The sequence below is a fragment of the Variovorax nivicola genome (assembly GCF_051216475.1).
Taxonomy (GTDB): Bacteria; Pseudomonadota; Gammaproteobacteria; order Burkholderiales; family Burkholderiaceae_C; genus Variovorax.
On sequence record NZ_JBPJZK010000007.1, the window covers coordinates 1 to 26832 of the forward strand.

19 protein-coding genes are annotated in these 26832 nt (G+C 66.5%); 7 read left to right on the forward strand and 12 right to left on the reverse strand.

Going from position 1 to position 26832, the window contains the following annotated elements; all coding sequences use genetic code 11:
• Positions 1 to 102: 102 nt before the first annotated feature.
• The 6 genes from ACSFBF_RS25345 to ACSFBF_RS25370 all read right to left on the reverse strand — a co-directional run bounded on the left by ACSFBF_RS25345 (position 103) and on the right by ACSFBF_RS25370 (position 6017).
• Entirely contained in the window at positions 103 to 435 is a 333-nt protein-coding gene (locus ACSFBF_RS25345) for a Bug family tripartite tricarboxylate transporter substrate binding protein (protein WP_435471852.1), read from the reverse strand.
• Between the two features lie 111 nt (positions 436 to 546).
• Positions 547 to 1593, reverse strand: a complete 1047-nt coding sequence (locus tag ACSFBF_RS25350; RefSeq protein ID WP_435471854.1) for a threonine ammonia-lyase — start codon at positions 1591 to 1593, stop codon at positions 547 to 549.
• 14 nt (positions 1594 to 1607) lie between these two features.
• The gene (locus ACSFBF_RS25355; protein WP_435471856.1) at positions 1608 to 2594 is read right to left on the reverse strand and encodes an N-carbamoyl-D-amino-acid hydrolase; all 987 of its coding nucleotides are present in this window, start codon (positions 2592 to 2594) and stop codon (positions 1608 to 1610) included.
• A gap of 249 nt (positions 2595 to 2843) precedes the next feature.
• Positions 2844 to 3842 (reverse strand): LysR substrate-binding domain-containing protein, encoded by a 999-nt coding sequence (locus ACSFBF_RS25360; protein WP_435460980.1) that lies wholly within the window; start codon positions 3840 to 3842, stop codon positions 2844 to 2846.
• A 55-nt stretch (positions 3843 to 3897) separates the two neighbouring features.
• Positions 3898 to 5037: an NADH:flavin oxidoreductase/NADH oxidase gene (locus ACSFBF_RS25365; protein WP_435471858.1), complete on the reverse strand. Its 1140-nt coding sequence runs from the start codon at positions 5035 to 5037 to the stop codon at positions 3898 to 3900.
• Entirely contained in the window at positions 5034 to 6017 is a 984-nt protein-coding gene (locus ACSFBF_RS25370) for a DMT family transporter (RefSeq protein ID WP_435471860.1), read from the reverse strand. Before ACSFBF_RS25370 ends, ACSFBF_RS25365 begins: the two co-directional genes overlap by 4 nt.
• A 140-nt stretch (positions 6018 to 6157) precedes the next feature.
• Here ACSFBF_RS25370 and ACSFBF_RS25375 point away from each other — a divergent pair, with 140 nt between their 5' ends.
• From ACSFBF_RS25375 to ACSFBF_RS25395, 5 genes are all read left to right on the forward strand, one after another.
• Positions 6158 to 7036 carry a LysR family transcriptional regulator gene (locus tag ACSFBF_RS25375; protein ID WP_435471862.1) on the forward strand — a complete coding sequence of 293 codons (879 nt, stop codon included), beginning with the start codon at positions 6158 to 6160 and terminating at the stop codon, positions 7034 to 7036.
• Between the two features lie 439 nt (positions 7037 to 7475).
• The gene (locus ACSFBF_RS25380; RefSeq protein ID WP_435471864.1) at positions 7476 to 8516 is read left to right on the forward strand and encodes an OmpA family protein; all 1041 of its coding nucleotides are present in this window, start codon (positions 7476 to 7478) and stop codon (positions 8514 to 8516) included.
• A gap of 151 nt (positions 8517 to 8667) precedes the next feature.
• Positions 8668 to 13353 carry a CapA family protein gene (locus tag ACSFBF_RS25385; RefSeq protein WP_435471866.1) on the forward strand — a complete coding sequence of 1562 codons (4686 nt, stop codon included), beginning with the start codon at positions 8668 to 8670 and terminating at the stop codon, positions 13351 to 13353.
• Positions 13350 to 14306: an alpha/beta hydrolase family protein gene (locus tag ACSFBF_RS25390; RefSeq protein WP_435471867.1), complete on the forward strand. Its 957-nt coding sequence runs from the start codon at positions 13350 to 13352 to the stop codon at positions 14304 to 14306. The genes ACSFBF_RS25385 and ACSFBF_RS25390 overlap by 4 nt, the downstream gene beginning before the upstream one ends.
• Positions 14303 to 15373, forward strand: coding sequence for an aldose epimerase family protein (locus ACSFBF_RS25395; RefSeq protein ID WP_435471869.1), 1071 nt, complete (start codon positions 14303 to 14305; stop codon positions 15371 to 15373). Before ACSFBF_RS25390 ends, ACSFBF_RS25395 begins: the two co-directional genes overlap by 4 nt.
• Before the next feature lie 282 nt (positions 15374 to 15655).
• Here the strand turns inward: ACSFBF_RS25395 and ACSFBF_RS25400 are convergent, their stop codons facing one another.
• The 5 genes from ACSFBF_RS25400 to ACSFBF_RS25420 all read right to left on the reverse strand — a co-directional run bounded on the left by ACSFBF_RS25400 (position 15656) and on the right by ACSFBF_RS25420 (position 23327).
• Entirely contained in the window at positions 15656 to 16609 is a 954-nt protein-coding gene (locus tag ACSFBF_RS25400; protein ID WP_435471871.1) for a T6SS immunity protein Tli4 family protein, read from the reverse strand.
• A 210-nt stretch (positions 16610 to 16819) separates the two neighbouring features.
• A complete protein-coding gene (locus tag ACSFBF_RS25405) occupies positions 16820 to 17782 on the reverse strand; it encodes a T6SS immunity protein Tli4 family protein (protein WP_435471873.1) in 963 nt (320 codons plus the stop codon).
• Between the two features lie 37 nt (positions 17783 to 17819).
• A complete protein-coding gene (locus ACSFBF_RS25410) occupies positions 17820 to 19646 on the reverse strand; it encodes a lipase family alpha/beta hydrolase (RefSeq protein ID WP_435471875.1) in 1827 nt (608 codons plus the stop codon).
• Positions 19646 to 22189: a type VI secretion system Vgr family protein gene (locus tag ACSFBF_RS25415; protein ID WP_435471877.1), complete on the reverse strand. Its 2544-nt coding sequence runs from the start codon at positions 22187 to 22189 to the stop codon at positions 19646 to 19648. Before ACSFBF_RS25415 ends, ACSFBF_RS25410 begins: the two co-directional genes overlap by 1 nt.
• A 199-nt stretch (positions 22190 to 22388) precedes the next feature.
• The gene (locus ACSFBF_RS25420) at positions 22389 to 23327 is read right to left on the reverse strand and encodes an SMP-30/gluconolactonase/LRE family protein (RefSeq protein ID WP_435471879.1); all 939 of its coding nucleotides are present in this window, start codon (positions 23325 to 23327) and stop codon (positions 22389 to 22391) included.
• A gap of 133 nt (positions 23328 to 23460) precedes the next feature.
• On the opposite strand from ACSFBF_RS25420, the gene ACSFBF_RS25425 reads away from it, so the two are divergent.
• Positions 23461 to 24234, forward strand: coding sequence for an SDR family NAD(P)-dependent oxidoreductase (locus tag ACSFBF_RS25425; RefSeq protein WP_435471881.1), 774 nt, complete (start codon positions 23461 to 23463; stop codon positions 24232 to 24234).
• A gap of 19 nt (positions 24235 to 24253) precedes the next feature.
• On the opposite strand, the gene ACSFBF_RS25430 is transcribed toward ACSFBF_RS25425, so the two are convergent.
• A complete protein-coding gene (locus tag ACSFBF_RS25430) occupies positions 24254 to 25213 on the reverse strand; it encodes a LysR family transcriptional regulator (RefSeq protein WP_435471883.1) in 960 nt (319 codons plus the stop codon).
• A gap of 151 nt (positions 25214 to 25364) precedes the next feature.
• Between ACSFBF_RS25430 and ACSFBF_RS25435 the strand changes: the two genes are divergently transcribed.
• Entirely contained in the window at positions 25365 to 26819 is a 1455-nt protein-coding gene (locus ACSFBF_RS25435; RefSeq protein WP_435471885.1) for an aldehyde dehydrogenase family protein, read from the forward strand.
• The last annotated feature ends 13 nt before the right edge of the window (positions 26820 to 26832 follow it).

Here is a 26832-nt window from a genome sequence, read left to right on the forward strand (position 1 = left end):
GGCCGCAAGGGCCTCTCAAACGCATGGGGATGCTCGGTGAGACGAGCTTGCGAGCGCAACGACAAGCACACGCGCTCGCCATCAAGCCAATTTACGACTTGATCAGACCTTCCCTAGCGTTGCGACGTTGGCATAGGCGATGGTGTAGCCGTCCGCCGGGGCGGCGATGGTGGCTTGCGTGCCGATGATGCCGGAGGCGCCGACGCGGTTCATCACCACCACCGACTGGCCGAGGTCGCGGCCCACCGCATCGGCGAGCAGCCGCGAGACGATGTCGGGCGTGGTGCCGGCGTTGAAGGGCACGATCAATGTGATCGGCTTGTCGGGATACGCGGCCTGCGCGTGGCCGCACAGGGCCAGTGTGGCCAGCGGCGCAGCCAGCACATTGAAGAGCCAGCGGCGGGAGGCAAAAGAACGAACGTTGAGGAACGACATGGTCAAGGCTTTCTGAAGAAGATCGAGGGGGGGCTTGCGGTCTCCTGGGCGACGCTGCGCCGGGGCATGGCGGCGTCGGCCTCGTTGCTATGGGGAATGGATGAATGGGCGCTACGCCATCACGGATTGCAGGACCGGCAGGTCGACGTTGCCGCCCGAGAGCACGAGCACGGCGCTCTGCCCGCGCAGCGAGATGTGGCCGGCCAGCATTGCCGCGAGCGCCACGCTGCCGCCGGGCTCGACGACGAGGTGCAGCTCCTCCAGCGCGAATCGCATCGCGCGGGCCACCTCCGCGTCCGTTACGGCCACGGCCTCGTGAAGCAGCGGCTGGTTGATGGCGAAGGGCAGCTCCGCGGGCGTAGCGGCCTGCAGGGCATCGCACAGCGTGCGCGCGCCGGGAGCGTTGGTCTCGCGTCGGCCGCTGCGCAGCGAGCGCACGGTGTCGTCGAAGCTCGCAGGCTCGACGGCCACGCGCCGCGCACCGGGGCTCAGCGCATCGAGAGCCAGGCAGCAGCCGGCCATGAGGCCGCCGCCGCCGCAGGGCGCGGCGAACAGGCCCAGGGTTTCCTGCCCGCCGACCGGCAGGTCTTGCAGCGCTTCCAGTGCCACGGTGCCCTGCGCGGCCAGCACCTCGGGGTGGTCGCCCGGCGGAATCAGCGTGCCGCCGGTTTCGGCCAGCAGGCGCATGCCGATGTCCTCGCGGCTTTCCCTCTCGCGGTCGTAGTGGATGACCTTCGCGCCCTGCGCGAGTGCGCGCGCCACCTTGGTCTTCGGGGCATCGACCGGCATCACGATGGTGGCCGATACGCCAAGCTGCCGGGCCGCCCAGGCGATCGCCTGGCCGTGGTTGCCCGTCGAATAGGCCACCACCCCGCGCTCCCGCTGCTGCGGCGTGAGTGCCAGCAGGGCATTGAAAGCGCCGCGAGCCTTGAAGGAGCCGGTGACCTGCAGGCTCTCGGGTTTGATCCAGACGGTGCCGCCCACCAGCGCGTCCAGCGCGGGCGAGCGCAGCAGCGGCGTGCGTTGCACGTGCGGCGCGATGGCCTGCGCGGCGCGCAGCACGTCCTCGAAACGGGGCACGCGCATCGTGCCGAGCATCGCGTGCTCGATGTGGTCCGGCAGCGCCGAGGCGAAAGGAGTGGAGGAGGAGTTCGTCATCGCGCGGGCCTCCTTCAAGCCGGTTGCCACACCGGGGGCTCGGTGCTGCCAGTCTGGCTGGTGAGGCGGGTGTAGGCCTCCAGGCGGCGGTGCTGGGCGAAGTTGAAGATGGTGTTGCGGCCCAGCTGGCACATTTCCAGGTTGCAGTCGGCCACCACCAGCTCGTCGTCCCAGCTGGTGGCCATGGCCATGATCTCGCCTTGGGGGTTCACGATGATGGAGTGGCCCATCAGCTCGAAGCCGTCCTCGCTGCCGGCCTTGGCCACGCCCACGCCGAAGGTGGCGTTCTGGTAGCACCCGGCCTGGATGGAAAGCTGGGAGTGGAAGTTGCGCAGGTGGTGCGCCTCGAAGCCGCGGTTTTCCTGGTTCACCGCCGGCGTGTTGTAGCCCAGCATGACCAGCTCGACTTGTTGCAGGCCGAGCTCGCGCCACGATTCGGGCCAGCGGCGGTCGTTGCAGATCAGCATGCCCAGGTTCACGCCATCGACCTTGCCCACCGGGACGCGCACGACCGGAAAGCCCAGGTTGCCCACCTCGAAGTAGCGCTTTTCCAGGTGCTGCACCTTGCGGATGGTGGAGAACTCCTTGTGCCCCGGCAGGTGCACCTTGCGGTACTTGAGCACGATCTCGCCAGAAGGCGCGATCACCACCGAGGTGTTGAAGCGGCGCTTGCGCACCACGCCGGTCTCGTCGGCTTCGTGGGCGATCTCGGCGTAGCCCAGGTAGCAGGTCAGCCCGTAGCGGCGAATGGCATCGAAGAGCGGCTGCGTGGCGGGCGAGGGCAGCGCCTCTTCGTACCAGGCGTCGGCCTCGTCGAGGTTCTCGACGTACCAGCGCGGAAAGAAAGTGGTCAGCGCCAGTTCGGGAAACACCACGACATTGGCGCCGCGCTGATGCGCGCGCTCGAGCAGGCGCACCATGCGGGCGACGACGACATCGCGGCCTTCGGCTTTCTGGATGGGCCCGAGCTGGGCGGCGGCGACGGTGATCGAGCGGTTCATGGCTGCAGAAAAGTTGGTCTGAGCCGGATGATCTGGCCCGCCGCCTCTGCGGCCAACTGCGCCTGAACCGTCCTGACAGGCCGCGAGGGCATGCCTCCGATCCGCCGCAAGTGATTGATTTCAAACACAAAATCCGTGGCACCCAAGGCGCTTCGACCCGCCCGTCGATAACCGCGCGTTATGCCCTGGGGATAAAAGGTGATGGACATCCGCCCCGCGCTGTCAATGGCGCGCAACGAACGGCCCGGCTCAGGGGCGAGGCGCGCGCACGGGCGCATCCTCGCCCGGGTGCTCCGGCAGCGTGGGAGCGAGCGCACTGTCGCGCCCCTCCTGCTTCAGCAGCCGCTTGAAGACGGCCAGGAACTCCTTGGCCATGGCCGACAGCGGGCTCACGTTGGTGTGGATCAGGTAGATGCGGTGCGCGAGTGCGGGCACGAGCGGCTTGAGCACCACGCCATCCGTCATGACCGAGCGCCGCGCACCGAAGGCTTCGATCAGCGCTACGCCGACGCCTTCACGCACCAGCGCCATCGCCTCGGGCGTGGAGCGGATCTCGATGTCGGCGCGCAAAGGCAGGCCCGACGCGGCGAGGAAATCGGCCGTGAGCCGGCCGAAGGGCGTGTCGCGCCCGAAGCCGATGAAGGTCTGGCCTACCAGGTCGCTCGCGCTGATTGCCTCGGCCTGCGCCAGCGGATGGCGCTCGGGCACCGCGCATTCGATGAAGCTGTGCCCGATCGCCCGCGCCGCCGCGTTGGCACTGGGCGGCGGCGGCATCGAGGAGATCGCCAGGTCCGCGTGTCCCAGCAGCACGTGCGGCAGCAACTGGTCGAACGGCAATGGCCTGTACTTGATGCGCACGTCCGGGTAGCGGGCCCGGAAGCGCTTGATTGCCACCGGTATCAGCCACTCGCTGAAGCTGGGGCTGGAGACCAGCGACAGCTCGCCATGGGAGCCGCCGACCAGGTCGGCAGCCAGCGCATTGAAGCGGCGCACGCCTTCCAGGATGCTTTCCACTTCGGAGAACAGTCGGCGCGCCTCGGGTGTGGGCTGCAGGCGCCCGCGCACGCGCTCGAACATCAGCATGCGCAGCCGGCTTTCGGTCGTGGCCAGCACGCGGCTGACGGCCGGCTGCGAAACGCACAGCATGCGCGCCGCCCCGCTGAGGGTGCCGGCAATCATGATGGCGTGGAAGACTTCGATCTGCCGCAGATTCAGCGGCACCGGTGGGGTCAGGAGCGTGGCAGGCATGGCGCAGTACGCCATGCAAGTAGCACGCCACCGCGCAGAGGTCGTGGCCTATGGCCTAGCGCGCCCCGAACGCCGCGTTCTCGAACAGATCCTTGAACTCGCGCGGCTGCGAGCGCCAGTACTGGTGCGGCGCTTTTACCTGCGCGCCCAGTTCGGCGGCGGCGTGCCAGGGCCAGCGCGGGTCGTAGAGGATCGCGCGTGCGAGCGACACCGCATCGGCCTGCTCTTTGGCAATGATTTCCTCCGCCTGCCGAGCCTCGGTGATGAGGCCCACGGCAATGACAGGCATGCCCACCTCCGACTTCACGCGTTCGGCAAACGGCACCTGGTAGCCAGCACCAAGCGCGATGGCCTGCTTCGGCGACACGCCGCCGCTCGATACATGGATGGCCGCGCAGCCCCGCGCTTCGAGCGCCTTGGCAAAGGCCACGGTGCCCTCGAGGTCCCAGCCGCCCGGCACCCAATCGATGGCCGAGACGCGCACCCACACCGGCTTGTCGGCGGGGAAGACTTCGCGCACCGCATCGAACACCTCGAGCGGAAAGCGCATGCGGTTCTCGATGCTGCCGCCGTATTCGTCTTCACGGTGATTGGCCAGCGGCGAGAGGAACTGGTGCAGCAGGTAGCCATGCGCCGCGTGGAGCTCGATGCCGTCGAGGCCCAGCCTCGCCGCGCGCCGTGCGGCTTCGACGAAGGCGTTGCGGATGCGGGCGAGCCCTGCGGCATCGAGCGCGATGGGTGGGTCTTCGGTGGGCGCATGCGGCACGGCTGAAGGCGCGTATGCCTTCCAGCCGCCCGGCTCGTCCGGCCGGATCTGCTTGCCGCCTTCCCACGGCGCGCGGCTCGATGCCTTGCGCCCCGCGTGGCCCAGCTGCATCGCGATCTTGATCGGCGAATGGGCGCGGGCCGCTGCGAGCACGCGCGCCAGGCCTTCTTCGTTGGCATCGGAATACAGCCCGAGGTCGCCGGGCGAGATGCGCCCCTCAGCCTCCACCGCCGTCGCTTCAAGAATCAGCAGCCCCGCACCGGATAGCGCGAGATGCCCCAGGTGAATCAGGTGCCAGTCGCCCGGCGTGCCATCTGTAGCGGAGTACTGGCACATCGGCGCGATGACGATGCGGTTGTCTATTTGAAGAGGGCCGAGCCGCAGAGGCTCGAAAAGGCGGGGCTTGCTGATGCTGTCGTTGTTGCTCATGACGGTGCGGCTCCACAGGTGCTGTAGTTGCGCGAATTCTGCGGCGTCTGCGCGATCGGCGCCGGGGCCGGCGCGGAAGCCTTGCGGTTCAGGGCGGTATGGATCAGCAGCGCGCCGACCACCATCGCCATGCCCACCGCTTCGTTCACCGTGGGCAGCCTGCCCAGCGCCGCGCTCATCAGCAGCGCCGACACCGGCACGAAGTTGATGAAGGCCGTGCCCGTGACCGCACCCAGCGTGCGCACGCCGTAGTTGAAAGCCAGCACCGCGATGGCCGAAGACACCAGCCCCACGTAGAGCAATGCCTGCCACGACAGGCGCAGGCCTTCCATGCTCGGCGCGTGCGTCCAGCCCAGCAGCGTGCCGATCAGGGCCGTGGCCAGCAGCAGCGGCCACGAGGCCAGCACCGTGAGCGCGGTGTACTCGATCACGTCGAGTTCCGGAAAGCGCGCCGCACCGCGCGTGTACCAGACCCAGCCCAGCGTTCCGACGAAGGCCACCGCGTCGCCAAAGAGCGTCGATTCGCCCGAAGGCCCTCCGCCGAACAGCAGCCCCGACACGATGGCCACGCCCAGCAGCGACAGCGCCGTGGTCAGCAGCGTGGAGCGGCTCGGCCGCACGCCGTCGAGCGCCCAGCGCAGCAGCTGCGTGGTCATGGGCGTGGTCGCCATGATCACCGCGCCGTGCGAGGGCACCGAGTGCGCCAGGCCCGCCAGCAGCATCACGCTGAAGATGCCGAAGCCCGCGAACCCGCGCAGCGCCAGCGGCCCGGCATGCTGGCGCAGCTTGCGCCACGGCGCTGCGCCGCGCGGAAGAATCAGCAGCACGAACAGCAGCGCCGACATGCTGTAGCGGATGAGCGTGAACCACGCCGGCTCGACGTGGTGCAGCACGCCTTTGCTGACCAGGAACATGCCGCCCCACCCGGAGGTGGCGAGCAGCAGCGCGGCGATGCCGAGCAGGCGTTGGCTATGGGACATGGGAAAACCTCTTCTGCAATGAATGAATCGATGTCCCAAGAATCGGTGCTGGGGCCCGCAAATGCCATTCGCTTCTTTGGACAGGGGTCTCCAAAAAAGCGAACAGACTGCGGCAGCCGCGAAGCTCACAATCCGCTCCCATGGAGCTCTACCAACTCAAGACCTTCGTCGCGATCGCTCGGGAAGGCAGCCTGACCCGCGCCGCCGAGCGTGTGTTCACCAGCGCACCGGCGGTGAGTGCCCAGCTCAAGGCGCTGGAAGACGAGCTAGGCGTGAAGCTGTTCGAGCGCACGCCGAAGGGCATGTCGCCCACCGAGGCCGGCCTCAGCCTGCTGGAAGAGGCCGAACGAACGCTGGCCTCCGCGTCGCGCATGCGCTCGGCGGCCGATCAGCTGCGCGGTGCGGCGCAGGGCGTGGTGCGCTTTGGCACGGTGGTCGATCCGGTGGCGCTGCGGCTCGGCGAGGTGCTGGTGAAGCTGGCGGAGCGCCATCCGCAGGTCGCGCTGCAGCTGAAGCAGGGCCTGTCGTACGAAACGCTGTCGGCAGTGCAGCGCGGCGATCTCGACTGCGCGTATTTGCTCAGCGACGGCGAGCAGATCGACGGGCTGGAGCTGCACCGCCTCGGCGTGATCGACCTCGTAGTGACCCTGCCGCTGCCGGTGGCCGAGGCGCACCCCGACCTCTCGCTAGACCAGCTCACCAACCTGCCATGGGTGGGCACGCCACCTTCGTGCATCCTGCGCGTGCACCTCGAAAAACTTTTCGCCGGTGCGGGCCGTGAATACCGCCAGGGCCGCACTGCCGATGGCGAGAGCGCCATTCGCAGCATGGTCGCGAGCGGAATGGGCGCGGGCCTGATGCGGCTCGACCAGGCAGAGCAGGGCGAGCGCAATGGCGAACTCGCGATCTGGAACGGATGGCGTTCGCACACATGGCTGTGCTGGGTTGCGCCTGCTGAGGGAAAGCGGCCTGTGGCTGTTGATGCTGTGCGTGCGGCGGTGATGGAGGCTTGGGCCTGAAGGGGTGGCGTTGTTCGTTCGGGGCGCGCTCACGCCGACGGGGTACCTTGCTCCGCGAATGTCCCCCGGCCTGCGGCCTCCTCCTTTATTTCGCTGCGCAAGGCACCCCATCGACGTGAGCGTTGTTCGCAGCGGTGGTTGATCGGCCAGCACAACAGCCGCGTCCATGTGCGAATGGCATCGGGTGCTCCCCGCAGCGAAATAAAGGAGGAGGCCGCAGGCCGGGGGACATTCGCGGAGGGGAGTACCCGGTGTCATTCGCACTCGCCCCGAATGAACACACCCGAACTCGGTGTTATTTGCACTACCCGGTGCCCATTCTTAAAAGCTTCTTCTTAACAGGCATGCCAAACGGCTTATTGCCCGCGCAACGAGCCACCGATACCTTCGATGCGCGCCTCATCCGAGGCGCGATTCGCATGGAAAACGGACAACCACAATGGCTCATTCACTCCCCGCGTTCCGGTCGAACTTCGGCCGGCGCCTGCAACAACTCCTGGCGTGTGCCGCATTGCTCGCGGCCGCCACCATCGCATCGGCCGCCGAGCCCGCCAAAGATCATCCGCTGGTCGGGCGCTACGAAGGCTCGGTGATGGACGCCTTCCAGAGCAAGGACTACGACGAGGTCGGCCTGCTGCGCGAACCGATCCAGAACTGGGGCGACCCCGTGCCCAAGCCGCGCCTGCTGCAGGTCGCGGGCAAGGTCTCGCTCTACTACTACCGCCTGCCTGACGGCCGCTCGCTGCTCGAAGTGCAACGCAACTACGAGGCCGGCCTGAAGGCCAAAGGCTTCCAGGCACTTTTCTCTTGTGCCACCACCGACAGCAGCTGCTACAAGAAAGACCCCGACCGCGAAACGCCGTACACCGACGTCTCGGTGCTGGCCAACACCATCGACACGCCCGAGTGGCCGATGATCGGCCGCGGCCGCCAGTTCGTGAGCAACTATTTCGACAACAGCGGCCGCTACCTGCTCGCGCAATATGACGGCCCCAACGGAAGGGTCTACGCCAGCATCGCGCTTGCCGAAGGCAACAGCCGCGGCAACTTCGCTTTCGTGCGCGTGGTCGAGAGCAAGGCAATGGAGACCGACAAGATCGTCTTCGTCGATGCCACGGCAATGCAGAAGGGGCTGACGGAGAACGGCCGCATCAGCCTCTACGGCATTCACTTCGACCTCGACAAGGACAGCATCAAGCCCGACTCGCAGCCAACGCTCGACGAGATCGCCAAGCTGATGCGCAGCAACCCGCAGCTGCGCGTGCAGGTGGTGGGCCACACCGACGCGCAAGGCGAAGAACCGCACAACGCAGACCTCTCGCGCCGGCGCAGCGTGTCGGTGATTGCCGCGCTTGCGAAGACGGGGCTCGATGCGCGGCGCTTCACTTCGCGCGGCGCCGGTTCCAAGGAGCCGGTGGCGCCGAATACCAACGAAGAAGGCCGCGCGAAGAACCGCCGCGTCGAGCTGCTGCGGCTGTAGCCGCGCATGGTCAGCCAGCGGTCAGCTGGCGAGCAAATTCCATGGATTGCCGGGATGGCAGGCCGCGCTTTGGCCTGTCATCATTCGCGGCTGCATGAATAACGACTCGAAGAATTCTCTTGCCGATTTGTTGACCCGCGCGAGACAAGCCATGGCGGACCCAGCGGGTGGATTGCCCACAGCATCGGCCGCCACAGCCGAAGCGGGGTGCGTGGTTTTCTTCGCCATCGGCGAAGACAGCGGCCGGGCCCGCGTGGTTTCAGGGCGAGGCACCGACATCGACGCCGCATGGCGCGCCGCCACCGAGAAAGCCAGGCGCGCCGGCCAGGCACCACAGCGCCTGCGCGCCGAGGTGGTCGACAAGGTCACGCCCATGAGCTGGGCCGCGCTGAAGGCGAAGCTGGCGCAAACCAAGCGCAACTACTTCAACGAAGGCATCGCATTCGATGCACGCTTCGAGTTCGCGCTGCTCGCGCAGGAAATGCACGGCAGCGCGATCCTCTACAACGGCGACGTGGAGCATGCCGAGCCCAACACCGGCAACCTGCGCCTGCACTGCAAGCGGCGCTTCGGCCGCGAGATCGACTTTCCCACGGACGATGCAGCGCCCGTCTGGTGCTTCACCACGCGGGCCGTGTACGTGGACGCGAAGGGCGCATGGCCCATCACCGCAGAAGGCCAGGCGGCCGGCTTTCGCGAGTTGCGCGAATGGAATGCGCAGCAGATCCACGCGCTGGTCGACAACGCCGGCAACTACCTCGCCGAACAGGTCCAGCCCACGGGCGAGTTCCACTACGGCTGGTTTCCCTGTTTCGACCGCGCCATCCCGACCTACAACACGCTGCGCCACGCGAGCTCCACTTACGCGATGCTGGAAGCGTGGGAGCTCACGCGCAACGACACGCTCAAGGCGGCCATTGATCGCTCGCTGGCCTTCCTGACCGGCACGCTCATCCGACCGGCCAACCTGTCGGACGGCACGCGCGCTGCCTATCTGCTGGACATCGGCAGCGAGATCAAGCTCGGCGGCAACGCCGTGTGCCTGCTCGCGCTGGTCAAGTACACCGAACTCACCGGCGACAAGAAATACCTGCCGCTGCTGGAGCAGCTCGCGCTCGGCATCCGCCACATGCAGGATGCGGAGACCGGCAGCTTCGTGCACGTGCTGAATGCGCCCGTGCTCGACGTGAAGGACAGGTTCCGCGTCATCTACTACGACGGCGAAGCAGCCTTCGGCCTGATGCGCCTGTACGGCCTCACGCGCGACGAGCGCTGGCTCGCGGTCGTGGAGAAGGCCTTCGAGCATTTCATTGCCGCCGAGCATTGGCGCGCGCACGACCACTGGCTGAGCTACTGCGTCAACGAACTCACGCGCTACCGACCCGAGACGCGCTACTACCAGTTCGGCCTGCAGAACGTGGCGGGCTACCTCGACTTCGTGCTGGAGCGCATCACCACCTTTCCCACGCTGCTCGAACTGATGATGGCTGCGCGCGACATGGTGCTGCGGCTGGAGGCCGACCCTGCACTGCGCCCGCTGCTGGCCGGGCTCGACCGCGACAAGTTCGACCGCGCGCTGGCGTACCGCGCGCGCTACCTCGCCAACGGCCACTTCTGGCCCGAGCTGGCGATGTTCTTCCGCAACCCCGCGCGCATCGCCGGCTCGTTCTTCATCAAGCACCACAGCTTTCGCGTGCGCATCGACGACGTGGAGCATTACCTCTCGGGATATGTGGCGTACCACCGGATGCTGAAGGAGCGCGAGGTGCAGCAGAGCGCGCAGGCAACAACAGCTACCGGCGTCGTCGCGTGGGGCGGCGACATCAACCTCTCGCGCCGCCAGCACTACCGGCTGCACGAACTCGGCGGTGCAAGCAAGATGCTCGGCGACATCGCCGCGCTGCGCGAAGCCGACCTGCGCATCGCGAACCTCGAATGCGTGGTCGCCACCCTCGGCGAGCAGGGCGTCGACAAGGACGAGACCGCGCCGTACTACTACCGCGCCCGCCCCGAGATGCTCGCGGTGCTGACCGAGGCCGGCATCGGCATGGTCGCCACCGCCAACAACCACAGCGGCGACTACGGCCCCGATGCGGTCATGGAGCAGCAGGGCCTGCTGGATGCCGCGGGCATCGCCCATGCCGGCACCGGCCGCACGCCAGAGGCCGCGCTGCGATCAGCGTTCCGGCGCGCGGGCGGCTTGCGCGTGGCGCTGTTTTCGCTCGATGCCACGCAGCCCGAATTTGCCGCCACCGCCGAGCGCGCAGGCGCCGCCTGGCTGCCACTGGACGACCCGGCCGTATGGACCGCCACGCTCGCGCCGCGCATCGAGGCCGCGCGACGCGAGGCCGACGTGGTGCTGGTGGCGGTGCACTGGGGCGACAACCTGGAGACCGAACCCACGCAGGCCGAGATCGCCGTCGGCCACGCCATCGTCGATGCGGGCGCGGACGCGGTCCTCGGCACCTCGGCGCATGTGCTGCAGGGCATCGAGATCTATCGCGGCCGGCCGATCCTGCACGACGCCGGCGACCTGTTGTTCGACTCGGTGCGCAACGACTTCGGCGATTCGGGCGTGTTCTCGCTGGCGCTGGGCCCGCGCGGTGTCGAGGAGGTGATGTTCACGCCCATCGGCGTTGGCTTCGGCTTCTCGCGGCAGCTCGAAGGCGACAAGGCGCAGGCACTGAGCGAACGCTTTGCCGCGCAATGCCGCGCGCTCGGCACGGAGATGCTGCCGGTGTCCGATGGCCGCTGCATGGTGCGGCTGTCGCCGCCCGAGCGGCCTGTCTTTCAGCCTGACCCGGCCGCCGTCGCATCAGTCCCCTGCCCGGCGCCCGTCGTCGGGCCAGTGCAGGCACCACGGCCCGAATGGCTGGTCGACGCGGTGCCCGAAGGCGCGCGCATCGCGCCGCTGCAGATCGGCCCGCTGCGCCTCGTGGGCCTGCGCTGCACGCCGCGGCAGATCGTCGGGCGCCGCATGCTGTGGGTCGAATCTTTCTGGACCGCTGACGAGCCTGTCGCGGCCGACCTGCGCGTGTACTTCCGCGCGATGCCGATGCGCAGCACCCGCATGCCGCCCTGGGGCGAGAGCATGGACCACGACCCCTGCGACTGGATGTGGCCCACCAGCCGCTGGGAGCCGGGCCTCATCTACCGCGACCGCTATGGCCTGCGCCCGCCGCGCGGCGGCCTGCTGGAAAGCGACGTGCTGCAACTCGAAGTGAGCGTGCGCGGTGACCTGCCCGACTTGCCACCCGCGCGCCGCCTCGCGCTGTGGTGCGGCCTGCGCGTGCCGGATGCTCCCACGCCCTTGCCGGAACGCGCCGCGCCCGTGCTGATGGCCGACCGCCCCGGCGCGGGCCCCGACCCCGCGCCCGTGTGGACCGCCGAACAATTGCAGCGGGCCACGCGCGGCCGCTGGCTCGTCGAGCCGCCGCCGGGCTGGTTCGCCAACTCGGTGGTGCGCGGCCCGGTTCACATGGGGCTGCTGCCGAAGCCCTCGCTGTTCATCGCCTCCGACTACCGCACGCTGGCCGTGCACGAGAGCTACAGCAAGCCACGCACCGACAACTGGGACCGCCACCTCGAACTACCCCGCCTGCACTCCGAGTTGGCCGGCGCCGTGGTCGCGCGTGCGGTGGACGGGCTCGATCCAGCCTTCCCGCTGCTGCAGGTGGACGACCCCATTGCCGCGATGCTCGCCATGGGCGCCGCCGCGCGGTCGCGCTACAAGGGCCTGATGGTGGGCGTGACCGGCACGGTCGGCAAGTCGTCCACCATCGCGATGCTGCGCGACCTGCTGCCCGAGCGTGCGCGCGTGCACACCACCATCGACAACTACAACTCGCGCGTCGGCGTGCCTGCCATGCTGGCCAACCTCGGGCCCGACGTGGACGTGTGCATCCTCGAAATGGCGCAGAGCGGACTGTGGATGGACCGCGGACCGATCTCGCTGGTGGCGCGGCCGCACGTGGCACTCATCACCGAGATCGGCCTGTCGCAGACGCGCCAGGCCTCGACGCTGGAGCTCACGGCCGAATACAAGTCGCGCATCTTCCTGGGGCTGGAGCCCGGCGGCGTGGCGATCGTGCCCGACCACATCCCCTGCATGCGGCAGGTGGTGGCAGCGGCCGCGCGCACGGCGAGCGCCATCTGGATAGTGGGCACCGGGCCCGAGGCCAACGTGCGCGTGACTGACACCCGGCCCGAACGCGGCGGCGGCTGCCGCGTGCGCATTGCCGTGGCGGGGCGCACGCTGGAGTACCTTTTCCCGGTCGAGAGCGCGGGGCTGGTGCGCAACTCGGTGATCGCGTTCGCGGCCCTGCTGGCCATGGGCTTCGAAGGCGAGGCCGCCTGCGCGCGCATGCCGCATGTGCGCCTGCCGGCCTCGGTGATGCAGGTGCGCGCGCTGCGCACCCAGGCCGGCGTGCAGGTCACGCTGATCGACGACAGCTGGAACGCCGAAGTCATGTCGATGCACAACGCGATGGAGTTCGTGCGCACCTGGCAGCGCGCGGAGAGCAGCGGCCCGGTGGTGCGCAAGATTGGCGTGCTGGGGCGCATCGTCAACCTCGACACGGACGCCGAGGCCATGCACCGCAGCCTGGCCGGGCCGCTGCTGGCATCGGGCATCCAGCACCTCGTGACGCACGGCGACGAGATGCGCTGGCTGCGCGAGGAAGTGCCCGCCGATCTGCTCGGCCCGCACTTCGACAACGCCGTGCAGCTTGCGAACTACATTGGTGGCTTTTTACGCGACGGCGACTTGGTGCTGGTGAAGGGCGACCGTGATCGCTCCGACTTCGGCAGCATCCCCGCGCTGCTGCAACGGCTATGACTGCATCGAGCTTCTTCCGCCGATACGCGCGCTGCGCCCTCGTGCTGCTCGCGCTGGCGCAGGCCGCCTGCGCGCAGCGCACCGGCCCCGACGTGCCCCGGCCCTTTGCCGCGGCCAACGACGAAGTGCTGCACTGGAACCAGCCCGCCGACCGCGCCAGCTGCCCCGACCGCAACAGCTACCTGTGGGTGCAGACCGCAGAGGGACCCGCCTGCATCCGCTATTTCGCGAGCGACGATATCGAGGGCGCGCGCATCGCCATCGTGCAGTTCTCTGGCGACCGCGACAGCGTGATGGACCAGGCGCCCACGCGCATTCCCGAGAACACCGAAGACCTGCGCACGCTCGATGCGCAGCGCAGCCGCGACCGCGCGGGCGTGCCGTGGATCTTCGTGGCGCGGCCCGGCACGTACGGATCGTCCGGCGACCACCGCAAGCGCCGCCAGTTGGTGGAGTTCCACGCGCTCGACGCCGCGCTCGACGCGCTCATGCAGCGCCACAGGCTGCAGCGCATCGTCATCGTCGGCCACAGCGGCGGTGCCACCGCGGGCGCGGCGCTGCTCACGCTGGGCCGCACGCGCGTGGCCTGCGCGGTGCTTACTTCTGGCGCCTACGGCCTGCTGGAGCGCGCGCGCATGCTGGGCCGCTCGAGAGACGGCCGCACCGACACCACCGGCAGCACGCAGTTCTACGACCCGCTGGACCATGTGAGCGGCATCGCGCGCGACCCGGCGCGACGCATCGTGCTGATCGGTAATCGCGAGGACAGGAACACGCCCTTTGCGCTGCAGGAGCGCTTTGCCGATGCCGTGTCCAAGGCCGGCCACCGCATCGAATTGCGCACGCACGCGGCCGAGCCGCCCGACTACCATGACCTCAAGGATCGCATCGCGCTGCGCACCGCATCGCAATGCGCGCGCGAGGCGTTATTCCCGCAAGCAGGAGACAAATGAGCAGCAACATCACATCGCGCGAGTTCGGCCGCATGCCCGACGGCCGCGCCGTCACCGAATACACCTTGAGCAACGGCCGCGGCCTGAGCCTGAGCGCCATCAACCTCGGCGGCATCGTCACTGCGCTGCGCGTGCCCGACCGCGAGGGGCGCAGCGCGAACATCGTGCTGGGCTTGCCGACGCTTGCCGACTACCTCAAGCCGCATCCGCACTTCGGCACCATCGTCGGACGCTTCGCGAACCGGATCGCGGCGGGGCGCTTCACGCTCGACGGCACGGCGCACCAGCTGGGGCTGAACGATGGCGTCAACTCGCTGCACGGCGGTGCGAAGGGCTTCGGCACGCGCTTCTGGGAGATCGTGCCGCTGTCGGCGCAAGAGGCTGGAGACGACATCGCCATCGAGCTGCGCTACACCAGCGCCGACGGCGAGGAATGCTACCCCGGCGAGGTGCGGGTGACGGTGCGCTACACGCTGCTGGCGAACGCCAACACATGGCGCATCGACTACAGCGCCCTGACCGACAAGCTCACGGTGCTGAACCTGAGCCACCACGACTACTTCAACCTCGCGGGCAGCGGCTCGGTGATGGACCACCGGCTGACGATTGCTGCGAGCCGTTATTGCCCGGTGGATGCGACGCTGATTCCGACAGGCATCGCAGACGTGACTTCGACGCCGTTCGACTTTCGCAGCGCGACCCGCATCGGTGAGCGCATCCGCGAAGGCCACGAACAGTTGCTGCTCGCGCACGGCTACGACCATAACTGGGTGCTGGACCGCGCTCAAGTCGATCGCCGCCTTGCTCTGGCGGCACGGCTGGAGCACGAGGCCACAGGCCGCGTGATGGAAGTGCACACCAGCGAGCCCGGCGTGCAGTTCTACTCGGGCAACTTTCTCGACGGCAGCCTGATGGGCACGGCGGGTGCAAGTCTGCGGCAGGGGGATGGGTTGTGCCTGGAGACGCAGCACTATCCGGATTCACCGAACCAGCCGGGGTTTCCGTCTACGGTGCTGCGGCCGGGGGAGGTGTTTCGCAGTGCGACGGAGCACCGCTTCTTCGCGTGAAGCCATCGCCGCAATCTGAATCACTTCACGGAGCCTCGATCGGTCCGCGACGGCTGGAAATCGCATGTGCCGTTGGTCGCCACAGCCTGTTGGTCACGAACTCCGCCGCATGGACTGGCCCGGCATGGGTGAGCACCACAGGGCAAAAGGGCAATGCGGCCACTGTCCCTACGGCCTGCAAGGCACGCCGGCGTGAAAGGGTCGAACCTGCCTTCGGGTCAGACGGAGCGTCACCCGTGCTCATGATGTTTTTCGTCATTGATTGATTCCTCCCTGATCTGGTCACTTGATTGCCACCGCATCGGCGGGCGCGCCCGGCACCGCCACGCGGAACTTCAGGCCGTCGAGCAGCTTGTCCCACAACGCGATGGCCTCTTCGTCGTTGAGCGAAGAGGCCGCGGCCGCGCCGACGCGGTCTGCCTGGACCTTGGTGCGCATCACCACGCTCAGATTGCCGGGGCGTGCGACGCTGCCGCCGTTCTCGCCGATGAACATCCACTCGAAGTCCTGCGTGCCGTCGGCGCGGCGCACCAGCGACTCCTCGCCGTCCCAGCCGTGAATCTTCTTCTTGCCCTCGCGCAAGGTTGTGAGCTTGGGGTATCTGCTGCCAGCCTCGCGCTTGCGGTCGGCGATGAGTTTGAGCAGGCCGTCGGTGTTGCCGGAAAACTTGGCGTTGATGGTCTGGTTGCTCTCGACGCTGAAGACTACGTCGGGTAATGCAGCCATGTGGAGGCCGACTTGCGATAACACGCTGCTGAATGACTCATCGTGCGTGAATCCGAATTCATGACAAAGGCCCTGATCGTTGGGGACTTCGTCAGGCGTACGTTGACGTAGATTCTTGGCGGTTTCAACCGTGTCTCTAAGGATGGATTCCACAGTCGCTCCGTTGGCCGTTCCTCTGCCATTCACAAAGATGTGAGGCCCTACAACGTGATAAATGCGAAAACCTTCCAATTCGAGTTCCTTGGCCGAGTCGCTTTTGTAGGATCGAATCAACCATGTATCTGGCACCGGCCCTCTGCCGAAGTAGTTGATCTCGGCTGTCTTGTTCCTCGCCAGAATCTTTGCCCGTTCGGTTTCCATCACCTTCTCGATGTCGTTTGCGCGGTTTGAAAGTGTCGGGAAGTCGCGCCCAAAGGCCAAGCGCGAGTCCACAGGGGCTGTCAGTACATAGCGCCCGAAGCACAGCAGCTTGGTGTGCTCGAACAGCCGTTCAATGCGAGGGTTCGTCATTGACATGTCGATCAGAGGGGCGCGTCCCAATGCGCGGGGCATCGTCCATGGGACTCCACAGCACATTGCTCGATGGTCCAGTTAGTCCGGCAATGGTCTTAAGTCGCGCGAGCGCTGGAATAGGCAGCGCCACCATCGCCACGGCGCCCGTCGCTAGTTGCAGCGCTTTGCGTCGTGTTGGGTGTTGCTTCGATGTCATCGTGGACTTCCTCATTTGATCGCTACCGCATCGGCAGGCGCACCCGGCACCGCCACGCGGAACTTCAGGCCGTCGAGCAGCTTGTCCCACAGCGCGATGGCTTCTTCGTCGTTGAGCGACGAGGCCGCAGCCGCGCCGATGCGGTCTGCCTGGACCTTGGTGCGCATCGTCACATCCAGGTTGCCCGGACGCGCGACGCTGCCGCCGTTCTCGCCGATGAACATCCACTCGAAGTCGTGCGTACCGTCGGGGCGGCGCACCAGCGACTCTTCGCCGTTCCAGCCGTGTACCTTCTTCTTGCCCTCGCGCAAGGTCGTGAGCTTGGGGTATTTGTTGCCCGTTTCGCGCTTCTGGTCGGCGATGAGTTTGAGCAGGCCGTCGGTGTTGCCGGAAAATTTGGCGTTGATGGTTTGGTTGCTCTCGACGCTGAACACCACGTCGGGCAACGCTGCCATGTGAAGGCCGACTTGCGTGAGCACGTTGCCCTTCGAACCATCCAGTCGGCGAAAGCCAAATTCATGACACAAGCCTGGCTCCGTAGGCACTTCGTCAGATTGGCGAAGACGAAGGTTCGTGGCTGTCTCAGAGGCATCCTGTAGTAAGAAGTCCGCCGTTATGTTCTGGCTCTTAGCAGTTGCGTCCGAATCCAAAAAAATGTGTGGCCCAACGACGTAATAGAAGCGAAACCCCTCCAGCTCATATTTCTTCGCAAACTTATCTTCGTATGACCGAATCAGCCACGTGTTCGGCGCCGGCCCCTTGCCGAAGTAGTTGATCTCGGCAGTTTTGTGTGCCCCAAGGATCTTCGTCCGCTCGGTCTCCATCACCTTCTCGATATCCCTGGCCTGGTTGGGCAGGGTCGGGAAGTCCCGGCCGAAGGCCAGGCGCGAGTCCACGGGGGCTGTCAGTACATAGCGTCCGAAGCACATCAGCTTGGTGTGCTCGAAAAGCCGTTCAATGCGATGGTTCGTCATCAGGTTGTTTCCTTGGTCATGATCGAGGTGAAGCGCTTCAGTCCTTCTTGTCCCACCACGGTGGATCGAACTCGTTGGCGATGCGCACGATGCCGTAGAGCGTCGAAGCACTGGCATCCGGGTTCTTGTAGCTGTCCTGATGGTCGTAGCCGCGCTGAACGAACTTGACCTTGGCTTGGACTTTGCTGGCGCTGCGCTCTACTGGCACCGTGCCGTCGGCCGCAGCACCGGGTGGCTGAAGCTTCAAGATGAGTTCCGTGCCATAGCTGCCGCGTACCTTCAGCAAGCCCTTCTTGTTGTCGCCCGTATCACCGGGCACCAGCGTCCAGTTCGCCGGGTCGCCCGCCTTCGCGGCGTCCCCATCGACCACGCGCCACGACACCTCGTTCCAGGCCAATTGCTTCGGATCGTTGCCGTAGTGGGCGTAGGTGCGCTCGTGGAAAGTGTGTTCGATGGAGTTGGCGAATTCCATCGCTCTTTCAACTCGCTTCATCGTTGCTTCCGGACCGATCTGCTCTTTAGTTTTGCCACCTTCTTTTTGCGGCTTTCCGAGTTGCCCAGCCGGATCAATCCACGCTGGATTGATCAACCGCCACCACTTGTGTGGCCCCTGCGCATAGATCTCGTCCACCGCATTGTCTTGAGGCAGTCGTGCAAGGAAGTTGCCGTCCTGATCCTGCACATGCAGCCATTGCGTCCCGTAGGCGGCTGCGGGCAACAGCTCCAGCCCGCCTTGTGAATTGGCCAGCACCGCAGTCACTTTTTCCCCGTCGTCGCCCAGCAGACCCTGGATGACGTTCCCGACGAAATCGTAAAAGGGGGCACCCTCGAAGCCCGCGCGCATGCGCTTGTAGGCTGCCGCAGCGCCGGTCGTGGGCATCACACCGTGCACGATGCCCAGCACCTTGTCTTTGATGTTGCCGTAGTCCGGGTGAATCAGCGCGCGTGCCAGGATGCCGCCCATGCTGTGGGTCACGAGGATCACGCCTGGGCAGTCGAAGCCGTTCTCGTTGTAGGTTTGCACAAGCTTGTCGATCTTCGGTGCGAGCGACCTGGCTTCCTCGCCATTGCTCTTGAGCCAGTTGTAGCCAAAGGCGTGCACGGGGTACCAGCAGTTGCCGATCTTCTTTATGTCGGCTTCAGTGAGCGCGGCGCTGCTCTGGCCACCGAAGCTCGAAGGCTCGCACCCCACCATCGCCCGCTGGTCTTCGTTGTTTGTCCAGGAGAACGACACCTTCACCTGCTCACCTTGGCCTTGCAGCATGTCGTTGAGGCGGCTTTCCATGTGCTTGATGATGTCGCCGTAGGCCTTGAACATCACCTCGCTCCAGCCACGTGCGCGAGCCTTCTGCGCGGCCGTGAAGCTCCGCCTGTTGGCTGCCAGCGGGTGGTTCGGATCGACTTTGGGGTCGTCGATGAGTAGCTTGCTGACGTGGCCCAGGTTGTTGGGCACGTTGTCGTGGCGCTTGTCGGAGCTGACGGTCGCGTCGCCCGTTGCATCGAAGCGCTCGCCGCCATCGTCGGTGACCTCGTAGCGGTCCACCTCCACCTCGTCCGGGTCCAGGCGCATCTGGCGCTGCGCCGGGCTGTCTTTGCGCCGGCCCAGGACATCGCCGGTGTCGTCGGGATGCCAGGCGATGTTGTCGCTGCGCTTGAGCAATGCCTGCCGCGCCTTGGACAGCCGCAGGTTGCTGCCCATGATGCCGGGCAGGAACACGATGGGGATGAGCTTGCCCGGCGGCACGCGTACGCGGACCTTGCGCTTGTCGGCCACGGGCGTCGTGGCAACGGCTACCTCCGCGAAGCCGCCGATGCCGAGGCTGAAATCCAGCCAAGCGTCCTCTTCTTCACCTTGGACTGCCATTATTTCTTCCTCCCCATCCAGCGCACCCCATAGATCTCGGGAGTATCGGAACGCTGCAATTGCGTGGTGCCGTCGGTGCCGGTGTTTGCGCCGGAGGCGTTCGCGGGCTCTGGCGGAGATTCGTCATTGCGTATGAGCCTGAACACCTGCTTTGCTGCAGCCGTGTTCTTCTCATCGAGGTGATGGAAGATGACTTCCTGATCGAAAGCTGCCTTCGCATCCCGGTTCACCACCTCCGGCGCGCGGCTGGCCGGCCCCATCAGGCTGTGGGTCGCCGCATGCTCGCGCCACAGCCCGGTGGTGCCGTGCACGATGCCCTGCGCGTTCCAGCGGCTGAAGCTGGAGCCGCCGTTGATCAGCACTTCCTCCTTGGCCGTGATCGTGATGCGCTCTGCCTCGAGCTTGATGTTGAGCCTGCCCAGAAGGTTGATGCTGTTGCGCAGGGCCTGAACGTCGATGTCCGCATTGCCGGCAATCAGGCGGATACCAGCCTTGAAGGCGAACAGGCGCACCGCATCCCTCGCGCTTGCAAGAAAGCTCTTGCCTGCACTCACGCTGGTGTGCGCGCCGCTGGTGAGCGCGTTGTGCCCCATGCTGGCAATGTGCGTGGAGCCTTGCGCCGTGGTCTGGATGCCTGCCGGGCTGGCCAGCGTCAGGTGCGGTTGCCAGAATTCGGGGAACTGGCCTTGCTCCGGGTCGATGCCGCTTCCCCTGATGGCATCGTTCTGTTCCTTCAGTTCCCGGGCCACTTCGTCCTGATCGCCCGATTCGTGCGCCTTGGCCTCCTGCGCCATTTGGCTCAGGCCTTCGTGCAGATCGCGCCCCTGCGTGAGCCGCGCCACTGTCTCGCGCATGTCGGTGATGTGGGCCTGCGCGTTCGGGCGCGATTCGGTGGTGACGAGCAGGCCGGCTCTGGCACGAATGGCGCCGTGCCCATCGGTGCGTAGCTCGAAGCCCTGGCCCCGGTCGTCTTCGCGCCCGGCTGTACCCTCGATGCGACCGATGTGCCCAAGGCTGATGCTGCTGCTCAGGTGGTCGCTCTTGAGCTGTGCCTGTACCTTGCCGCTCGTGTCGTCGAGCGCCAGATGGTTGCCGCGATCACCGCCGCCGAGCTCGCGACTGCGGTAGCCGGCCAGATGCTTCTGGTGCGGCAGGGTCCATGCCGGCATCTGGTCGGCGTTGTGGACGCGGCCGATGACGATGGGGTAGTCCGGGTCGCCGTTGAGAAAGTCGACGATGACCTCCTGCCCGATGCGCGGCAGCGCCACTTCGCCGAAGTTCGCGCCTGCCCAGTTCGAGGACACGCGCATCCAGCAACTGGAGTTCTCGTTGTTCTGGCCGATGCGGTCCCAGTGGAACTGCACCTTGATGCGGCCGTACTGGTCGGTCCAGATCTCCTCGCCCGAAGGGCCGACCACGACGGCGGTCTGCGGACCTTGGGTGCGGGGCTTTGGGGTCGTGCGACTGGGGCGCCACGGAAAGCTCGTGGGCTGCACGTCGAAAGCGAAACGCTGGACGGACCCTTCGGAGGCCTGCGCGCCTTCGGTGGCCTGGAGGTTTTCCTGAAGGTCGTAGCTCACGCCGAGCAGCAGGTACTGCCGGTTCTGGTCGGCGCGGGGATGCTCTGCCAGGCGCATGGTGAAGCCCGGCGCAAGGTCGCGCCTGTTGGAGCGACCACTTGCGCGGCTGCGCTCGCTCAGCTGTTCTTCGTTGCGGATGACCGCATAGGCTTCACCGTCTCCGAGCCGGGTGTAGCCGCCGGGCCACTCGTACAGCTCGTAGCGGTCATGGTCGTGGCCGACTGGCTTCTGCTGCGACTGGCTCAGGTCTGCCTTGGGGTGCAGGTGGTCGTAGTCGTCGTGCAGGAAACGGCCCGAGCGAACCTCTTCGGAGGCTGACCATTCGTAGACGCGCTCGCCCGCATCCAGGCCGCCCGTCATGCCGGCTTGTTCGTCGACATGGAAGCGGACTTCTTCGCCACCGGGCAGCGGTCCGTGCGAACTGGTGATGTCGTCGGCGAAGACCAGCGCATGCTGACCTTCTTCGTGACGGAAGAAGTAATACAGGCCCTCGTGCTCGCAGAGGCGGGAGATGAAGTCGAAGTCTGTCTCCCCATACTGCACGCAGTAGTCCCAGCGCCGGTAGTCGCGGCTGAGCTTCTGCTCGAGCGGGTAGCCGTAGCGCTCCAGCACGGCTGTGATGATCTCGGGAACGCTCTGGTCCTGGAAGATCCTGAAATCACTGCGGCGCGTGGCCAGCCACAGCCAGGGGCGCAACTGCATCCTGTAGAAGCAATGGCGGTCGTCTTCGCGCGCAAGACCGAATCTGGTGACGATGCCGTCGAGGTACCGCACTCCGCCGCGTTCGGTCTGGATGGCAACGCTGGCGGGCTTGCCCAGCATCGCATTCGGGTCAATTGCGTTGTGGCCGCCCAGCAGATCGAGATCGAAGCTGTAGGGCTGGCTCAGTGCCTCGCGGCCCGCCAGACGGTGGAATTGAATTGCATCGCCCGCAGGCGTGCGAATGCTTACCCGCCGCTTCATGGCAGCGGGGCGCGCACGTGCGCGCCGTCGAAGTTGGACATTGGGCTCCCTGGATAGTGATCGCCTCTCGTGCCGAGAGCGAAGAACTTGTTTGGGCGGGATTCTGGGAGCCCATGTACCAACGCCAATGACACCGCGTGAGGTGCCTGCGCTTTGCGTGAACTAGTGCGCGATCATTCTTGCGTGCATAAGAGGCCCTCTAGCCTGCGAACAGTGCCGCCGGCACACCCGGGCTGTCGATGCGCACCTTGAACAATCCACCCGCCAGCGGCTCGGCCGCCTGCTGCTGCGCAGTGAGCCCGTTGCGCGCGGTCGTGATGTAGAGCGTGCGCAGGTCAGCATCACCGAAGGCGCAGTCGGTGACGTGGCTCGCAGGCAGCGCGATGCGGCACAGCTCGGCCGCGCTCACCGGGTCGTGGCAGGTCACGCAGGAGCCGCCCCAGTGCGCGATCCAGAGCCGGCCGGCTGCGTCGGTGGTCATGCCGTCGGGCAGGCCATCGGGTTTCGGAAAGCGGTGCCATACGCGTCGGTTCGACACGGTGCCCGCTTCCATGTCGAAGTCGTAGGCGTAGAGGTTGTTGAGCACCGTGTTGTTGAAGTACATGGTGCGGCCGTCGGCCGACCACGTCGGGCCGTTGGTCACTTCGAAGCCGTCGTCGTGCTTCGTGCAGCGGCCGTCGGCGTCGTAGCGGTAGAGCGCGCCGGTGGGTGCCTTGCAGTCGAAGTCCATGCTGCCTGCCCAGAAGCGGCCGCGGCTGTCGCACTTGCCGTCGTTGAAGCGGTTGCCGGTGCGCTCGGGTTCGGGTTGGTGCAGGTAGCGCGGCTTGGCGTCGTCGCCGGGCGCGGTGGTGTCGAACAGCGCGAAGCCGCGGCGCAGGGTGATGAAGAGGCCCGGCGCGTTGGCGCGCTCGGCGATGGCGGTGATCTCTTCGTCGAAGGTCCAGGTCCGCTGCGCGCCGGTGGCGGGGTCGTAGCGGAACAGGCGCGGCGTGAGGATGTCGATCCAGTAGAGCGCCTGTTCGCGCTGCGACCACATCGTGCCTTCGCCGAGGTTGGCGCCGGCGGGCCAGATGCATTCGGGCTCGCCTGCGACCGAAGGCGCGGGCAACGGGGGGAGGGAGGGGCTTGTCTCTTTCATTTGTTCTTTCCTTGTGATGTCTTCTTGACGCGGCGGATCGTATCAAGGCATATTGATAACGGAAATTGAAAATACTGGCATCAACAGATATTCATATTGCAATGTCATGTGATGCGTACCTCGGAGACTTTTCTTGAATTCCCCCCAGCTTTCCATTCATCCCAGCCTGAAGGACCGCACGGTGTTTGTCACCGGTGGCGGCAGCGGCATTGGCGCGGCCATCGTCGCCGCATTCGCGGCGCAGGGCGCTCGCGTGGCCTTCGTCGATATCGCCGAGGGCGCCAGCGCGGCGCTCGCGCAGCAGATCAAGAGCGCCGGCCACGCAGCGCCGTGGTGGCGCGCCTGCGACGTGCGCGACATCGCCTCACTGCAGAAGGCCATTGCTGACGCAGCCGCCGAACTCGGCGACTTCGCGGTGCTGGTCAACAACGTCGCGAGCGACGACCGCCACACGCTTGAATCGGTCACGCCCGACTACTACGACAACCGCATGGCCATCAACGAGCGGCCCGCGCTGTTCGCGATCCAGTCGGTGGTGCCGGGCATGAAGCGGCTGGGCTTCGGCTCGGTGGTCAACCTGGGCTCGACGGGCTGGCAGACCAAGGGCTCGGGCTACCCCTGCTATGCAATTGCCAAGTCGTCGGTGAACGGCCTCACGCGCGGGCTTGCGGTGGATCTGGGGCGTGACCGCATCCGCATCAACACCGTGTCGCCCGGTTGGGTGATGACCGAGCGGCAGGTGAAGCTGTGGCTCGATGAAGAGGGCGAGAAGGCCTTGCAGCGCAACCAGTGCCTGCCCGACAAGCTGATGCCGGAAGACATCGCGCGCATGGTGCTATTCCTCGCGTCTGACGACGCGAAGATGTGCACGGCGCAAGAGTTCACCGTCGACGCCGGCTGGACCTGAAGCCGCGGCGGCCCAGCCGTCAGTCGATTTCCAGTTTGCGGCCGTACACGCTGAGGCTCGCGGTCTTCAGCGCCTTCATCATCACCTTTGCCGCCGGCGACAGCAGCCGGTCGGTGCGCGTGATGATGCCGAAGGCGTCCATGTGGCAGGGCATGTCCAGCGGCAGCAGCGACACGATGCCGTGTGCGGCGTAGTAGCGTGCCACGTCGGTCGCCAGCACGGCCACCATGTCGCTCTGCTGCAGCATGCGCGTGATGAAGAGCAGGGCCGAGCTCTCGATGGTGTTGGTTGGCGGCGCGAGGCCTTCTTCCTGGAACATCAGCTCGAAGCGGTGGCGCAGCACGCTGCCCGCGGGCGGCACGATCCAGCCGGCGCTCACCACGTCGCGCAACGTGAGCCCGCTCACGCCCAAGAGCGGATGGCCCGGGCGCACCAGCGCACACACGGGCTCTTCGGTCAGCGCCTCGTAGCGCAGCTGCGACTTGTCGTGCTCGGCAAAGAGCCGTGCCACCAGGATGTCGAGCTTGCCCTGCTCCAGCCGCTCGATCAGCACGGGGCTGGTTTCGATCTCCAGCGACACGCGCAAATCGGGCTGCTCGCGCTTCACCATCGCCACGGCGGGCGGCATCAGCGTGAGGCCCGGCGCGGTGATGGCGCCCACGCTCACCTGGCCGAAGCGGCCGGCCTTGAGCGCGGTGAGCTCGTCGTGCGCCTGGTTCAGGCTCGCGAGCGCGACGCGGGCGTGGCGGATCATGGTCTCGCCGTACCAGGTCGGGCGCATGCCGCGCGGAAGGCGGTCGAACAGCGGCACCTCCAGCACGTCTTCCAGGTCTTTCAGCAGCTTGGATGCGGCGGGCTGCGTCATGTTGAGCACCTGCGCCGCGCGGTGGATGTTGCCTTCCTCGGCCAGGGCCACGAGCAGCAGCAGTTGCCGGGTCTTGAGCCGGGCGCGGATGAACCAGTGGTTGTAGTTGGTCATGTCATGTCGTCTCTTGAAACGAAGGACTGATCGGGTTTTCCAGAATCCGATGATCGATATCCATTTTGCTTAAAAAACGATTGGATTGATATCAAAACTATTCATAGACTCCGGGCACCCCAATAACAACAGAGACAAGGTCCGCGCCCCGGTGATTCACGGCGAGATCCATCAGAACGTGCGGCAGTACATCAATGGCCGCTGGGAAACCAGCGCGACCACGGGTCTGAGCGCCAATCCCTCGGACACCAGCGAAGTGGTGGCCGAGTACGCACGTGCCGATCGCCGCCAGGCCGAGTCCGCCATCCGCGCGGCCACCGAGGCCTTTCCCCACTGGAGCCACAGCACGCCGCAGCGGCGCGCCGACGTGCTCGACCGCATCGGCGCCGAACTGCTCGCACGCAAGGACGACCTGGGCCTGCTGCTGGCGCGCGAAGAGGGCAAGACCCTGCCCGAGGCCGTTGCGGAGGTGGCGCGCGCGGGCCAGATCTTCAAGTTCTTCGCGGGCGAAGCCCTGCGCGGCGGCGGTGGCGAGAACGTGGCCTCGGTGCGCGCGGGCGTGCAGGTCGACGTCACGCGCGAGCCGGTCGGTGTGGTCGGGCTCATCACGCCGTGGAACTCGCCCTTCGTCATTCCGGCGTGGAAGATCGCACCCGCGCTGGCCCATGGCAACAGCGTGGTGTTCAAGCCGGCCGAACTAGTGCCGGCCTGCGGCTGGGCGCTGACCGAGATCATCAGCCGCGCCGCCTTGCCGGCCGGTGCCTTCAACCTCGTGATGGGCAGCGGCCGCGAAGTGGGGCAGGCGTTGGTCGACAGCGCGCTGGTCGATGCGCTGAGCTTCACGGGCTCCATGGCCAATGGCGAACGCATCCTGCAGGCCGCTGCCGCGAGGCGCGCCAAGGTGCAGCTCGAAACAGGCGGCAAGAACGCGCTGGTGGTGCTGGCCGACGCGGACCTCGACCGCGCCGTCGATTGCGCGGTGCAGGGCGCGTATTTCTCCGCGGGCCAGCGCTGCACCGCATCGAGCCGGCTCATCGTCGAGGCGGCGGTGCACGACGCCTTCGTCGCAAAGCTGCGCCAGCGGCTCAAGACGCTGAAGATCGGCCACGCGCTGGAGCGCGGCGTCGACATCGGCCCGGTGGCCGACGAAGAGCGCCTGGCGCAGAACCTCGCCTGGGTCGACGTGGCGCGCGAAGAGGGCGCCGAGCACGTGTGGGGCGGTGAGGCGCTGGAGCGCGCCACCGCCGGCCACTACATGAGCCCCGCGCTCTTTTTGGCCAAGCCCTCGCACCGCATCGCGCGCGAGGAAATCTTCGGCCCGCTGGCCTGCGTGCTGCGCGCCGACGACTACGACGAAGCGCTCGCGCTGTGCAACGACACGCCCTTCGGCCTGTGCGCGGGCATCTGCACCAACTCGCTGAAACACGCGATGCATTTCAGGCGCCATGCCGTGGTCGGCATGACGATGGTCAATCTGCCGACCGCGGGGGTGGACTTCCACGTGCCCTTCGGTGGCCGCAAGGGGTCGGGCTACGGGCCGCGCGAACAAGGGCGCCATGCCGCGGAGTTCTACACGACGGTGAAGACCGGCTACATGCTGGCCTGAGCCACGACGAAAA